12 protein-coding genes and 1 riboswitch are annotated in these 14,489 nt (G+C 60.5%); of the genes, 3 read left to right on the plus strand and 9 right to left on the minus strand.

The features are described from left to right. Nucleotides 1-29: 29 nt before the first annotated feature. The 3 genes from DCC24_RS04730 to DCC24_RS04740 form a co-directional block, all read right to left on the minus strand. The gene (locus DCC24_RS04730; RefSeq protein ID WP_110098769.1) at nt 30-713 is read right to left on the minus strand and encodes an alpha/beta hydrolase; all 684 of its coding nucleotides are present in this window, start codon (nt 711-713) and stop codon (nt 30-32) included. 46 nt (nt 714-759) lie between these two features. Beyond that, the gene (locus DCC24_RS04735) at nt 760-1,923 is read right to left on the minus strand and encodes a homoserine O-acetyltransferase (protein ID WP_233491981.1); all 1,164 of its coding nucleotides are present in this window, start codon (nt 1,921-1,923) and stop codon (nt 760-762) included. 63 nt (nt 1,924-1,986) lie between these two features. Beyond that, a complete protein-coding gene (locus tag DCC24_RS04740) occupies nt 1,987-3,336 on the minus strand; it encodes an O-acetylhomoserine aminocarboxypropyltransferase/cysteine synthase family protein (protein ID WP_110098770.1) in 1,350 nt (449 codons plus the stop codon). Between the two features lie 79 nt (nt 3,337-3,415). After that, nucleotides 3,416-3,531, minus strand: a riboswitch (SAM riboswitch). A 108-nt stretch (nt 3,532-3,639) separates the two neighbouring features. Between DCC24_RS04740 and DCC24_RS04745 the strand changes: the two genes are divergently transcribed. Beyond that, nucleotides 3,640-6,042, plus strand: coding sequence for an ATP-dependent RNA helicase (locus tag DCC24_RS04745; RefSeq protein WP_110098771.1), 2,403 nt, complete (start codon nt 3,640-3,642; stop codon nt 6,040-6,042). Nucleotides 6,043-6,093: 51 nt separating this feature from the next. Here DCC24_RS04745 and DCC24_RS04750 read toward each other — a convergent pair whose 3' ends face one another. Together DCC24_RS04750 and DCC24_RS04755 are read right to left on the minus strand one after the other, a co-directional pair. Next, a complete protein-coding gene (locus tag DCC24_RS04750; protein WP_110098772.1) occupies nt 6,094-6,348 on the minus strand; it encodes a hypothetical protein in 255 nt (84 codons plus the stop codon). An 84-nt stretch (nt 6,349-6,432) separates the two neighbouring features. Continuing rightward, nucleotides 6,433-7,245 (minus strand): CPBP family intramembrane glutamic endopeptidase, encoded by an 813-nt coding sequence (locus tag DCC24_RS04755; RefSeq protein ID WP_110098830.1) that lies wholly within the window; start codon nt 7,243-7,245, stop codon nt 6,433-6,435. A 41-nt stretch (nt 7,246-7,286) separates the two neighbouring features. Here DCC24_RS04755 and DCC24_RS04760 point away from each other — a divergent pair, with 41 nt between their 5' ends. Continuing rightward, nucleotides 7,287-8,168, plus strand: a complete 882-nt coding sequence (locus tag DCC24_RS04760) for a phosphotransferase family protein (protein ID WP_110098773.1) — start codon at nt 7,287-7,289, stop codon at nt 8,166-8,168. Nucleotides 8,169-8,178: 10 nt separating this feature from the next. Here the strand turns inward: DCC24_RS04760 and DCC24_RS04765 are convergent, their stop codons facing one another. Next, nucleotides 8,179-9,279, minus strand: coding sequence for an FAD-binding oxidoreductase (locus DCC24_RS04765; RefSeq protein ID WP_110098774.1), 1,101 nt, complete (start codon nt 9,277-9,279; stop codon nt 8,179-8,181). A gap of 148 nt (nt 9,280-9,427) precedes the next feature. Between DCC24_RS04765 and DCC24_RS04770 the strand changes: the two genes are divergently transcribed. Further along, nucleotides 9,428-11,032: an ABC-ATPase domain-containing protein gene (locus DCC24_RS04770; protein ID WP_110098775.1), complete on the plus strand. Its 1,605-nt coding sequence runs from the start codon at nt 9,428-9,430 to the stop codon at nt 11,030-11,032. Between the two features lie 114 nt (nt 11,033-11,146). On the opposite strand, the gene gatB is transcribed toward DCC24_RS04770, so the two are convergent. From gatB to gatC, 3 genes are read right to left on the minus strand one after another with little or no spacing between them, the layout of a single operon-like run. Next, the gene (gene gatB, locus DCC24_RS04775) at nt 11,147-12,643 is read right to left on the minus strand and encodes an Asp-tRNA(Asn)/Glu-tRNA(Gln) amidotransferase subunit GatB (protein ID WP_110098776.1); all 1,497 of its coding nucleotides are present in this window, start codon (nt 12,641-12,643) and stop codon (nt 11,147-11,149) included. Continuing rightward, a complete protein-coding gene (gene gatA, locus DCC24_RS04780) occupies nt 12,640-14,169 on the minus strand; it encodes an Asp-tRNA(Asn)/Glu-tRNA(Gln) amidotransferase subunit GatA (protein ID WP_110098777.1) in 1,530 nt (509 codons plus the stop codon). Before gatA ends, gatB begins: the two co-directional genes overlap by 4 nt. Beyond that, on the minus strand, nt 14,169-14,465 hold the full coding sequence (gene gatC, locus DCC24_RS04785) for an Asp-tRNA(Asn)/Glu-tRNA(Gln) amidotransferase subunit GatC (protein ID WP_110098778.1): 297 nt from the start codon (nt 14,463-14,465) through the stop codon (nt 14,169-14,171). The genes gatA and gatC overlap by 1 nt, the downstream gene beginning before the upstream one ends. Between the last annotated feature and the right edge of the window lie 24 nt (nt 14,466-14,489).

The raw sequence follows: 14,489 nt of genomic DNA on the forward strand, positions 1-14,489 counted from the left end.
TCCTGATGCACCCCGAAATTCACCTACGGTTAACGCCGGTTCGCGACGTGGCGAACGAGGAATGCGGTGAGATCGGAGATTTCCTGCGGGTGTACCCCATGGCCCACACCTTGGTACGTGTCCTGTGTGAGGTCGACATGCTGGTCAAGCCACGCGCCGGCATCTTCGGCCATTTCAGGCGGGATAATGGGGTCTTGTAGGTCGCGACCCCAGAAGACCGGCACCTGTTTGGTTGCCAGTTCTTCGTCGTGACTCAACAGCTCTGCCAGGAGTGGCTCGTTACTCGCGTCAAGAACAAAGCCCGACAGACCAACCACCGCAGCATATTGGTCGGGGCGCATCCGTAACATGGAGGTGGCCATGGCCATACCCTGGGAGAACCCCAAAATGGAGACGGTGCGGAAACCATCAGCGACGCTCTGGATCCAGGAGTCCAACTGCTCAAGGCTGTTGCGAACGCTTTCCGGAGGTGAGCTCAAGTCTTCGGTGATCGGGAACCAGGCGTATCCATTCATCCCGTTGGTCAGCCAGATGGGGGCACGCACCGCGGCTACGGTAAAAGTGTCGGGCAACTCGGCCGTGAGCGGAAGGAGATCGGTTTCATCGGCGCCGTAACCGTGAAGCACCACGAGCAGATCACTATCGCTCCGGGAGGAAAGGTCCTGGTGGCTGAAACGTACTACCAGCTGGTTCGACTCAGTGTTGTAGCTCATAGTCGATGATCTTAGCGAACCAGTCTACCAGTGCAGAAGCTTCGCTTTACAGCTCCAGGACCCGGATGAGTTCATCCGCGATTTTTTCGGGAGCGGTCAGGAAGCCATCATGTCCGATGGGCGAATCGATTTGGTGACTGAGGACATGCTGCGGATGATTAGGATCCTGGGCACCACGGCCGCGGTTGAAGTCGTCGGCTAGTTGCTGGGACTGAGAGGGGAAGTACAACCGGTCCGAGGAGACCGCAGCGATGAACGGTGTTGCCACAATCCGTGCTACCGCGGCTTGTTGCCCGCCACGGTTGCGTCCAACGTCGTGCGACATCAGCGCTTCGGTGAGAACCACGTAGGAGTTGGCATCGAACCGGGAGGCCAGGTCTTTGGCTTTGTAATCCAAATAGGATTCGATCTGGTACCGGCCGGTACGCTGAGTGATCTGTCCGAAGGGGTCTTCCTGCCCTTGAGGTTTCCGAGCGAAGCGGTACTGGAGCTCGGCCTCCGAACGGTAGGTGATGTGAGCAATGCGCCGTGCGATACCCAGCCCTTCCTCGGGCGGCTGTTGACCGTAGTAGTCACCACGGCGGTAGTGTGGATCAAGTTTGATCGCGGCCACTTGCGACTGGGCGAAGGCAATCTGCTCGGCGCTGGCTGCTCCCCCACAGGCTAAAATACCCGCACCCCGGACTCGTTCCGGGTAGGTGGCTGCCCATTCCAGTGCGCGAGCTCCGCCCATAGAACCGCCCAGCACGGCGTGCCAAGTCTCAATGCCCAGCGCGTCGGCCAGGCGTGCTTCAGCATGAACCGAATCTCGGATCGTGGTAAAGGGAAACCGTGAGCCCCACGGTCGCCCGTCAGGGTCCGGGGAAGACGGGCCCGTCGAGCCGTAACAGCCACCCACCATATTGGGTGCCACCACGAACCATTTTCGGGTATCGATGGGGCGGCCCGGCCCGACAAGAGACTCCCACCAGCCCGGATGCGGAAGCGCTTCTGAGGAAACCACGTGGCTATCACCGGTCAGGGCGTGCAATATCAGGATGGCGTTGGAGCCATCCTGATTGAGTGTGCCCCAGGTTTCATAGGCCAGCTGCACCTCGGGTAGCCAGCCTCCGGTTTCAAAGGTCAGTTCACCCACTGAGATGGTCCGAAGCCCCGGTGAGATCGCACGACCTGCAACGATCGGTTCTGCATCCACTGACACGTTCATCATCCTCAGTTCCGGTTGTCGATACTGTGCCCGGCAGTATCTGCGAGTAGCTACGCGGTTGTGGCGCTAGCGACGCTGTTCGACTGCTGCAAAACCTTGTTGCAGATCAGCCAGGATATCCTCGGGGTTCTCCAGACCGACCGATAGCCTGACTAACGACGGCTCGACGCCGGCGGCCCGCTGTTCTGCTTCACTGAGCTGGGCGTGAGTGGTCGAAGCCGGGTGAATCACCAGTGAGCGAGTGTCGCCAAGGTTGGCGACTCGCTTGTGAAGCGTCAAGGCTTCAGCGAAAATCCGACCGGCTTGTGCACCGCCGGCGATGTTGAAGGAGACGATGCCAGAGGTTCCCTCGGGCAACAGCCGTTGGGCACGGTGATACCAGGGACTTGATTCCAGACCGGCGTAGGCCACGTGCTGAACTAAGGGATGGTCTTCCAGCCAGTGCGCCACCGTCAGCGCTGATTCCACATGGCGGGAGACACGTAAGGAGAGGGTCTCGAGGCCGAGGTTGACGATCCAGGCATTGAATGGGCTGGCTGCGCTGCCCAGATCGCGCAACAGCTGGGTGCGAAGTCGCAAAATATAGGAGAGATTCGCGCCCAGCGGTCCATCGGGTCCAAAATCGGTGCCGAACACCACGCCGTGATACGACTCGTCGGGGGTATTGAACCAGGGGAATTTTTCCGGGTCGGCTGTCCAGTCGAAATGGCCCGAATCAACGACGAACCCGCCGAGCGCCGCGGCATGACCGCCCAGGTATTTGGTCGCCGAGTGCACGACAATATCCACACCGTGTTCGAACGGGCGGAACACCGGCGGTGGAGTCAATGTCGAATCCACGATCAAGGGGAGCCCCGCCTGATGGGCAATATCTGCCACCGCTGCCACATCGAGCACATCGGCTTTCGGGTTACCCAGCACTTCACCAAAGAGCACCTTGGTGTTGGGTTTGATGGCCTGTTTCCAGGCGTCAAGGTCATCGGGATCGTCGACAAAGATCGTTTCAATCCCGAGTCGCGGCAGGGTGTGTTTGAACAGGTTTTGGGTGCCACCATACAGTGATGCGGACACCACCACCGAATCTCCCGCACCGGCAAGGTTGAGAACGGCCAGGGTGGTCGCGGACTGTCCGGAGGAGGTCATCACCGCCCCCACGCCACCTTCCAGTGCGGCGATCTTCTGTTCGACCGCGTCGGTGGTGGGATTCGTAATGCGGGTGTAGATCTGGCCCAGGCTGGAGAGTGCGAAACGATCGGCTGCGTCCTGCAAAGTCGGGAAGTTATAGGACGCTGTGGCATGAATGGGAAGCTGGGTGGAACCGTAGTCGGCTACCTCCGGGATCCCAGCGTGAATCTGTTTGGTGGCTAGCCCCCAGGTGTTGGGGTTGGTGCTGTCTGGTTGCTGTGATTGACCCATGGGGTTTGACTCCTGTTGTCTCAGGGGTCGCAACTCGTGTTCTGACACCGTGCCGGCAGACAGCGTTCAGAGCACGGTGGACCCGCGCTTGCTGCGAACCATTGTGGTTCGCGCCTGGTCCTCACCCGGGGCACCCCACCGCGGTGGAGGGTTGCCGGTCAGTAAGCCGGGGCTGTTTCACTGACACTCGTGACCAATACAAAGTATTCTGCCAGATCTGGGCGGTCATTTCATCCCAGGTCTGATCACATCGGAGACTGCACTGGTTCTGCCTACCAACGACGAGTCCATAGACTACAAGGGATGACCAGTTCTTCATTGTCCTTCCACGACGCCCTCCCACAGATCGGCCACGGGTTACCGGCCGCGTCATTAGTCGAAGAACTTCTCGGGCTACCGCACCGGCTACGCGCGGTGGTGGAATCACCTCCGGGTACGGGTAAAACCACGATCATTCCCCCGTTGTTGGCGGCCAGGGCCGAGCACCGCGAGCCCGGTCTCAAGGTCGTGGTGACCCAGCCGCGCCGGGTTGCGGCCCGGGCAGCAGCACGGCGACTGGCACAGCTCACTCGCACCATCGTGGGGGACCACATTGGTTATACCGTTCGGGGCGATGCGAAGGTCTCAGCACAGACTCAGATCGAGTTCGTCACGGTGGGAGTGTTGCTCCGTCGTCTGTTGCGTGATCCGGACCTGGATGATGTTTCGGCGGTGGTGATCGACGAAATCCATGAACGCTCCGTAGAAACCGACCTCACCGCCGCATTTATCCGCGATCTCTTACCACGACGCGATGACCTGGAACTCGTGGCGATGTCAGCAACTGCGCAGTCGCAACAGTGGGTGAACTATTTTGATGCTGCATTATTCACCGCCCACACCGAGATCTATGCCCTCACCGAAGAATTCTCTAAGCCCCCCACCGCGCTGGACGACCGTGGCGTCACTCCAGATTTTCTCGCCCACGTTGCGAAGACGACGGCCCAGACCAGTGCTCGCACCGAGGGAGACGTTTTGGTCTTTCTGCCCGGTGTCGCCGAGATCCGCGCGGTACAACGCCAGCTTCCTGAAGCCCTCGTGTTGACCGGGTCAAGCACCGCCGAGGAACAGGACCAGGTACTCTCCCGAGCCAACCATCAGCGCATCATTCTGGCAACGAATGTCGCTGAGTCGTCCTTGACCGTTCCGGGGGTCAGGGCCGTAGTGGACTCAGGGCTGGAGCGAACCCAACGGTTAGACACGATGCGGGCGATGACCGGGCTGGTCACCGTGGGTGCGTCCAAGGCCTCGATGCGGCAGCGGGCCGGTCGTGCGGCGCGTCTCGGGCCAGGCCTGGTCGTACGGTGTGTGACGGAACGCGAATATGCTGCCCGCCCCAGTGATATCACCCCGGAGATCCTCACCAGTGACCTGACCTCGGCTGTGTTGTTCCTGGCGTGTTGGGGTCCGACCCGTCTCCCGACCTGTCCACCGCAACGCGCATATCGCGCCGCAGTGGAGGTCTTGCGTGCTTTGGAAGCTATCGAACCGCCCGATGAAGACTCCGGTGCGTGGCCGGTGGTGACCGATCTGGGTCGACGTTTAGCCTCAGTTCCTACAGAACCACGACTCGCCCGCGCTTTACTGGACGGTTCCGAACTCCTCGACCCTGTCACCGCGGCCACGGCGGTAGCGTTATTGGATTCCGATCAGAGAGCCCCTGGTGTCAATGTGAGAGCACGTGAGCTTCCACGCGAGGCGCACCGATTTCTCGGCCTCACCGGTGCTACCCCCTCCGGTATAGCACCGGCTGAGAAGCCCCGGGAACAGGATCTCGTCACCGTAGCAGCTCTGGCTTACCCAGATCGCATTGCCCGTCGCCGAGAACGCGACTCCCGAGAATTCTTGTTGGTCTCCGGAACCGCCGCCGAACTACCCCGAGATTCTCGGCTACCGCAGACCGACTGGTTAGTGTGCACGGAGGTTGGGCTGTTGCGTGGCAAGCCCATCATCCGCGCGGCAGTGCCGGTTGATCAAGACACCGTCGAGCTGTTGTTACCCGTTACCCAAGAGCGAGTTGCCGAATGGTCGGGGCAGAAAGTCAACGTCCGCGAGGTGTCCCGGATCGGTGCCATCATTCTCAACCAGACTCCGGTGGCGGCCACCAGTGACGACACGTTGCTGGCCACCGCTCGGGCCGTTCGCGTCCAGGGGCTCGAGGCCCTCAACCCAAGTCAGAATTTCTGGCAGTACTGGGACCGGCTACGCTTCGCCCATCACCATCTGCCAGACTGGCCCGATCCCCGGAGTTTCACTCCCGAACAATGGGCTCCTTTTGCCCAAGATCTCCTGTCAGGTCTGAAGACGCTGGTGGGCTGGGACAAGGACGCTGAATTACAGACACGAGTCCCGGAACGGCTCACGGTCCCGTCCGGTTCAAGCTATCGGGTGGATTATTCCCAGAACCCACCCGTGCTGGCAGTGAAGCTCCAAGAGATGTTCGGAGCCGTGGAGACACCAACCATTGTCGATGTCCCGGTTAGCATTCATTTGCTCTCCCCTGCCGGAAGACCGTTAGCTATCACCCAAGACCTGCCGTTTTTCTGGTCTGAAGTCTATCCCCAGGTACGTGCCGAGAACCGAGGACGCTACGCCAAACACCCGTGGCCAGAAGACCCCACGACCGCCACCGCGACCCGGCTGACCAATAAACGGTTGCACCGCTGACAGCGGACAAACCGGCCATGGAACGACCCCCAGCTGAGCTGGCTTCTCTCTTTAGCCCTGCTCCCGGCCAATATGTGGCATGATCACGGCCCAGAGAGCCCCCAGCGGAACGCAGATGACACTAATCCATCCCAGCACCCATGCGGTCGCAAACGGCCATTGCGGTCCGTCACCGTCGAGCGAGGAAACATTATGGCCCAAGAGGGTGCCAAAAATAAACAGGTATAACAGTAGCGCCATGAGCGAAAACAGCGCGAGAGCGCCCACACCCAACGGGCCATAAATCAGAAGCTTATTTTTCTGCATGAATGTTCCTTTCACGATGCGGTGCGCGCTGTGTGATCGCGATGCACAACCGCTTACCTTCCACGTGGCACGCCGAGCCCGACGTTAGTGCCCAAACCAGCCCAGGCTTTCGAGTACCGGGAAGCCCACGAAGCCGGCCACGTCCAAGAAGAGATGAGCCCAGACCATCGGCATCACCCTTCGATACTTCAGATATACCAGCACGAATACCACTCCCATGATCGCGTTACCGATCCCCGGACCGATGCCCTGGTAAAGATGGTAGCTGGCCCGGATCAGCGAGGAGACCAGCAAGACCGCGACCACATCGGTCGTGGTGGTTGGCAGCCAGGTGGTATTTGTACCCAAGTCAGCCGGGGGAAAGGGGGTGCGTCGCAGGAGGCTGACCCGGTCCACCAACCAGGCCAAGATAATGACTTCTTCAACCAGACTGTGCCGGACGGCTGCCAGCGTCAGCACGATGGGAGTCCACCAGTGGTCATTCATGCTCGATCCGATAATCGCGGTGGTCAGCCCCATAGATCGTCCCACCGCGTAGACCAGCAGAGTGCCAGCACCCATAGTGACAAACAGGATCAGTCCCAGCCCAAGGTCACTCACCGGACGGCGGAAATCCAAACCGAAGCTTCTCAACGGGTTGCGACCGTAGATCCACACCAGGTGAAGCACCAGCACGACCGGGACCAGACCGAACCCAATGCTGAGGAGTTGGCGAATCAGATCAAACACGGGATCTGGTGCCAGCGAGGGGTTGAGCGCGGTGGTTTGCTCGTCTAAAGGTGCTTGAGTGAGCTTTTCCATTAAGTCCACCAGGGCGTAGACCCCGGAGCGTCCCAGGGATAGCCCCAGGACAATCAGGATCTGCCACCAGACCACCGTTCGCGAGAATCTCAGCACCACCCCAGTGTAAACCTGTCGGGGGCACTAAATTAGACACTATGGCTTCTTTGCCCACCGACGAAGACCTGGCCCTGGCACAGCGTTTGGCCGCGCATTTGCGCGAGGGGATCAGCGCTAGACACCGCGCCCTGATTGAGTCCGCACCGTGGTCTCAAGCTCATCTGATCGAGCGAGGAAAAGATCATCGTCTGGTCATCGTTCCGGGCCACCTTGTGGTGCGGATTCCACGGGATCCGGCCACCAATCTTGAACGTCAGGCAACATTGCTGGACCAGCTCGCACCCCAGTTACCGTGGCAGGTCCCGGTAGCGTTGTCGATCGTCGACGGCGGAGTTATCCAGCCCTATATTGCTGGCACGGCCCACCCGAACCACAGCGGAGACCCAGAGCAGTTACGCGACATTGTTCACACGTTATCGGAGGTTGACACCACCGGTTTGGCGTTGAACCAGCCCTTTGCCCAGCGTGGCGGGCTGACCCCGCAGAAAGTCACGCGACTAGCCAAGATGCCCGGCCCACCGCTACCGGATTTTGCGCAGTTTATCGCAGACGTCGCGGAACTGACTCATACTTGGACCCAAGAAGGCCCTTTCGGGCTCGTGCACGGTGATCTCGCCGGACACAATATGCTCTGGCTCCAGGATCCCTGGCGACTGAACGGGGTGCTGGACTGGGACCAGGCAAGTCGGTGGGACCCGGCCCTGAATCCGGCGATTCTCAGTCTGTGGCACGGCGCCGGTCTGCTCCCCCAGATCTGTTCTTCACCCTCCGAGCTGGTGCATGCCCGCGTATGGTCAGCGTCGATGGCACTGGAATCGATCGAGAACGCACTCCGGCGTCAGCCACCAGCCTCTGCCTTCCGTCGGCTCATGCGGAAGATGGTACCGCGACTCGAAGCGGCCCAGCAGGCACTGCGGTAAGTCGGTCGGCTCAACCCTGCTGGTAAAAGCGGTCCGGGCTGACCCGAGCGACGGCATCAGCACTCACCCAGTTGCCAGCGGTGCGATCAATGAGCAGGTCGGTGGCCAGAGTGGCCATAGCCAGTGAGGTTTGGAATCCGTACCCAGATTGTCCGGCCAGCCAGAACAATCCCGGGACTTGGGGGTCAAATCCATTCACCGGTTCCCCATCGGGGCCTTCAGTGCGCAGTCCGCACCAAGAGCGAATGACCTCAGTGATCTCCAAGGTCGTCTCAGTCTGGATGCGATCGATCAGACGTTGTACGTCGGCATCGCGGGGTTGGGCATCCTCAGCATGCCAGGGCTCATCCTCCCCGGGAGAAGCGACGATGCCCAGTTCGTCGTAGCGGTAGTAGTAGTCGTGGCCGGCACGGCAGACCAGCGGGTGGTCGGGAGTCAGCGGAGTGGCCAGAGCCGCCTCTAGTGCCGTACGACGCTTAGGAATGAGACCCAAGGGCCGGGCCCCAAAGGCCTCAGCGACGATATCGGCCCACGCTCCAGCAGCGTTGATCACCACGTCGGCGACGAATTCCTGGCCGTCCTCAGTGGTCAGCTGCCAGAGCCCACCCACACGTTCAGCCCGGATCATTCGAGCATTCAGCACGGTGTTCGCCCCGCGGTCGGTGGCCTGATCGGCCAACCAGTGCAGGAATGGCAGAGCGCGGACTCGCACCGAGCGGTGTTCCAGTCCGCCATCGTCGAAGCTTTCGGGACGGATCTCCGGGGCGTGCTCGCGCACCTCCTGGTGAGTCAAGGGCGTCATTCCCGGATACATTTCCTCCACGACATGGTCTTGGGTACCGAAAAGCAAGAAATCGGACTGCCACATCAGTGGTTCGTCGAGTCCCTGTTGTCGTTTGTCGAGGTCCTGGACGGTGAACTCGATAAGCTCTCGCACCGCCTGGGGTCCATAAGACAGTGTCAGTTGCTGGGCGGCCCGCGAGGAGGTGTGATACGCCAACCGGTCTTCGGCCTCAAGCACCGTGACCTGATCGTTGCTGGCCACACGCCGTGTGAGCTCTTCGGCCAGGGAAATTCCGGCTATCCCGCCACCAATAATCACATACTTCATAGTCACTCAGTCTACGTGCGCGGCTGGATGACAGGAGACCACACGGTGGTGGCCCGCATGCCGGTGCGGACAGGTTGAGCCGGGACTAAGGGTGCACTGTTAGACTGCCAAACCTGCGTGACGTCTCGATGCTGACGATGGAGGTGCCATGTCGCTGGCGAAGCAGTTACACGCTCTGGACGGGCAGTCTTACGCCAAATATCGCAATCTGAAGGGTAAGCACCAGCTCGGAGAGCTCACGGTACACCTGGACCATATTCAGGCTGACCCGTATGCGCCGCCGTCGACGGTGCGAGTATTTGCCACAGCCGACCACCTAGAGAACCTCGCCGACCACCTGACCACAGTGGCCACCACAGACTACTTGGCACGCCGGATCCGCCAGCGTGCCCCGCGCGAGATCAGCATCGGGACGTTTGGGCCTGAGGTGTTGGAGCGTTCGTGCATCCAGTTTCATCGCGTCCCAGGGTCGAGTCGGTGGGTGATGGAAATCCACCTGCTGGTGTCCTTGCCGGCTGCGGGTCGCCGGATCAAAGGTCACCAGGCTGCCCGGTTGATCACCCAGGTGTTGCCTGACCTACTCCGGGATGCCACGAAGGAGATTGACCACCAGGAACTGGACGAGACCATCACGCTATTGAAGGACCAGCAGGCCATTCGCGACGAGCTTCCCCGCCGCGGGCTGGTCGCCTTTATCGCCAATGGCTCAGTCCTGCCCCGCGCTGCCGGTAATTCCTCGGCACCGTTGCAATATGCCGAACCGTTCGAGTCCCCGGATTCCGTCTCGGTCAGCTTCGATCTCCCCAGTGGCCGAACGCTCACCGGTATGGGCATCGCCCACGGGATCACACTGATCGTCGGTGGGGGCTACCACGGTAAATCCACGGTACTCAATGCGCTGGAGCACGGCGTGTATCCCCACCGAGCCGGCGACGGACGTGAGTTCGTGATCACGGATCCCGATGCGGTGGCAATTCGGGCCGAAGACGGTCGTTCAGTGGCCGGCGTCGATATTTCCTCCTTCATCTCTGACCTACCACAGGGCACTGACACGACACGTTTTTCCACCACGAACGCGTCGGGCTCCACCTCGCAGGCCACTAACGTCGTAGAGGCCCTGGAAGCAGGAGCAAGCGCTGTGCTGATCGATGAGGATACCTCTGCCACGAACTTCATGGTCCGGGATGAGTTGATGCGTCAGCTAGTCAAAACCGAGCCGATTACCCCATTTACCGCACGCATCAAAGAACTGGCCGACCAAGGCATTTCCACGGTGCTGGTGGCCGGGGGCACCGGAGCGTTCTTTTCGGTGGCCGATCGTGTCCTAGGTTTAGAAAACTACCGTGTCAGTGATCTCACCGCCGAGGCTCACCGGCTCGGTGCCCAGCAACGACACCACTGCGCTGCGCAACCCCTGAGGTTGCCGAAGGATCGTGTTCCGCAACAGATCAAATCTCCCCGGAAACCGCCTCGGGCACGCGGAGTGCACACCATTCAGATCGGGCACGAAGATATTGATCTCTCCGCCCTCAGCCAGCTGGTCAGTGTGGAACAGACCCGGGCCATTGCTGGCATTCTGGAACAGATCATCGTAACGCAACAACAAGGTGACAACCATAACAGGGGCAAGAAAAACCTAACGCTACGTAGCTTGAGTGAGCTAGCGCCACGGTGGAAAGGTCACCTGGCAATGCCCCGTCGCCACGAAGTGATGGCAGCGGTCAACCGGTTGCGCTCGCTCAAGGTCAGCTAAGGCGCCAGAGCACGAAAATCGGGCCTAGACAGCACCACGCCGGCCCCGTGATGCGTAAGACGGGGCCGGCTTCGGTGCCGTCAACGACTCGGGAATCCAGGCATAGACCGGGGTTCAGAGGCCGAGCTGTTCATTGATCAGTTCTTGGACACGTGCAGCATCCGCCTGACCGCGGGTGGCCTTCATCACCGGTCCCATCAGGGCACCGATGGCTTTCTTCTTGCCACCCTTGATCTTCTCGACCACGTCCGGGTTGTCGGCAATCGCCTGGGCCACGGCGTCGTTCAGCGCGCCCTCGTCGGAGACCACGGCCAAAGAACGGGCTTCAACGATCTCTCCAGGAGAGCCCTCACCGTCGGCGACGTGGCCGATGACCTGGCGGGCGATCTTGTCGTTGATGGTTTTTTCGGAGATGAGCGCCTCAATCTCGACCACGTGCTCGGGGGTGACACCGAGTTCATGCGGTGCAACCTCACCTTCATTGGCCAGTCGGGCGATTTCCCCCATCCACCATTTACGGGCAGCCGATGCCGAGGCCCCGGCCGAAACGGTGGCATCGATTTCATCGATCAGCCCGGCTGCGACCACATCGCGGAACTCTTCGTCCGAGTAACCCCATTCGCCTTTGAGACGACGACGGCGGGCCAAGGGATCTTCGGGCAGTTCTTCGCGCAATTTGTCAATCCAGGCCTGGTCGGTCACGATCGGCACCAAATCGGGCTCGGGGAAGTACCGGTAATCGTCAGCATCGGACTTCGGACGACCCGAGGTGGTGGTCTTTGAGGTTTCCTGCCAGTGCCGGGTCTCCTGCGTGACAGACCCACCCTGATCCAGGATCGCAGCCTGGCGCTGAATCTCGTAGCTCACCGCGTTCTGCACCGCACGCATGGAGTTGACGTTCTTGGTTTCGGTGCGGGTCCCGAATTTCTCTGCACCTCGAGGCTTGAGCGAAATATTGGCGTCGCACCGCACATTACCGCGTTCCATGCGGGCATCCGAGATATTGAGGGCTTTGACGATGTCGCGGATCGCAGTCACATAGGCTCGGGCCAACTCCGGTGCCCGATCGCCGGCGCCTTCGATGGGCTTGGTGACGATTTCGATCAGGGGCACGCCGGCACGGTTGTAGTCCACCAGGGAATAGGAGGCGTCCTGAATGCGTCCGGACCCACCCTTATGGGTGAGCTTTCCAGCGTCTTCTTCCATGTGCGCGCGTTCGATCTCAACGCGGAATATTTCTCCGTCATCAAGTTCCACATCCACATAACCGTCCGACGCAATCGGGTCATCGTACTGGGAGGTCTGAAAAGCCTTCGCCAGATCCGGGTAGAAGTACTGTTTGCGGGCGAAACCGCACTTCTCGGCGATGTGACAGTTCAGGGCCAGGCCCAGTTTGATCGCTGATTCCACCGCGGTTTTATTCACTGCCGGTAACGCGCCGGGCATCCCCAAATCGACTTCAGTGGTATTCGTGTTGGGTTCATCGCCGAAGGCATTGGGCGCCGCGGAGAACATTTTGGTCGTGGTGTTCAGCTCGACGTGGACTTCAAAGCCCAGCACGGGATCGAATTTTTCAAAGGCCTCATCGAGGTTCATGAGATCTTGGCTCATCGGGCATCACTCTCATAAGCGTTGGGAAGTAACGAGAAGAAATCGGCGCCATCATGCGAGGCTTTCAGACCGGTTTCCAGGGCGGCACCGATGCGGTACATCAGCGCATCTTCGGTGGCCGGGGCTTGGATTTGCACGCCGACAGGCATGTTGGAGGCCAGTCCACCGGGCACGGAAATCGCAGGAATCCCGGCCAGGTTCGACGGCAAGGTCGCCACGTCGTTAAGGTACATGGCGATCGGGTCGTCCAGTTCCTCGCCCAGGGCAATCGCGGTGGTTGGGGTGGTCGGTGAGATCAGAGCGTCTACCTTTTCAAAGGCTGCTGCAAAGTCGCGCTGGACCAGAGTGCGCACCTTCTGGGCCGAACCGTAGTAGGCGTCATAGTAACCGGCCGAAAGTGCGTAGGTCCCCAGGATGATGCGACGTTTGACCTCATCTCCGAAGCCAGCAGCACGGGTAGCGGACATGACCCGGTCGATCGTGGCCTGCTCAGGCACCACCCGGTTGCCGTAGCGGACACCGTCGTAGCGGGCCAGGTTGGAGGACGCCTCCGAAGGCATGATCAGGTAGTAGGCCGGCAGAGCGGCTTTCAGATGAGGCAATGCGACCCTCACGATCTCGGCTCCGGCATCTTCGAGCAGCCTCAAGCTGGCCTGGAAACATTCCAGCACCCCAGCATCGAATCCTTCACCGTCAAGTTCCTCGATGACACCGATTTTCAGCCCGGTGAGGTCCTCACCGGCGACCACAGCCGGGGCGAGGTCGTCCCACTCGCGTTGTAGCGAGGTGGAGTCGTGCGGGTCGTGGCCGGCAATCAGCTCGTGCAGAGCCGCTGCATCAGCCACGGTGCGGGCCACCGGGCCGACAGTGTCCAGCGAGGAGGCCATCGCGATCGCACCATAGCGGGAGACCGAACCGTAAGTGGGTTTAGCGCCCACTGTTCCGGTGAAGGAACCGGGTTGGCGGATGGACCCGCCGGTATCGGTACCGATCGCTAGAGGGGCCATGAACGCTGCGACCGCAACGGCGGAGCCACCGCCGGATCCGCCCGGGACGCGGGTGGTGTCCCAGGGGTTGCGCGTGGGCCCGTAGGCGGAGAATTCGGTCGTGGAGCCCATTGCGAATTCGTCCAGGTTCGTTTTGCCCAGTATGGGCAGTTTGGCCTCACGGATCTTGCGGATCACCGTGGCGTCGTAAGGGCTCATCCAGTCCTTGAGGATCGTGGATGCTGCGGTCGTAGGCTGTCCGACGGTAACCAGCAGATCCTTAATGGCAATGGGTACACCGGCCAACGGGTGTAGCTCAGCACCTTGCGCGCGCAACTGGTCAACTTCAACAGCCACCTCGAGGGCTTCTTTGGCGTTGACGTGAAGAAAGGCGTGAACCCCGGACTCGGCGTCACCATCGATGGCGTGAATACGGTCGAGGTGGGCCTGGGTCAGCTCCTTAGAGGTGATCTCTCCGGACTGGAGTTTTTCAGCCATCTGCAGGGCAGTTAAACGTGTCAGATCTGTGGTCTGTGTCATTACTCAGCCTCCAGGATCGAAGGAACCTTGAACTGGCCGTCTTCGGCGTCAGGGGCACCGCCAAGCGCTTGATCTTGGGTGAGCACACCGGATACCTCGTCTTCACGGAAGACATTGGTCAGTGGCATCGGGTGAGAGGTGGGCGGAACGTCGTCTCCGGCCGCTTCCTGCACCATCGCGGTGGACTTCAGGATCAGATCGAGATCACCACAGAACCGGTCAAGTTCCTCGGGGGTTAGATCAATTCGAGCCAGTTGCGCTAGATGCGCGACCGTCTCGCGAGAGATTCCGGACATGAGTCTCCTTTATCACTGCACTGT

Source organism: Auritidibacter sp. NML100628, assembly GCF_003185985.1.
Lineage (GTDB): Bacteria > Actinomycetota > Actinomycetes > Actinomycetales > Micrococcaceae > Auritidibacter > Auritidibacter ignavus.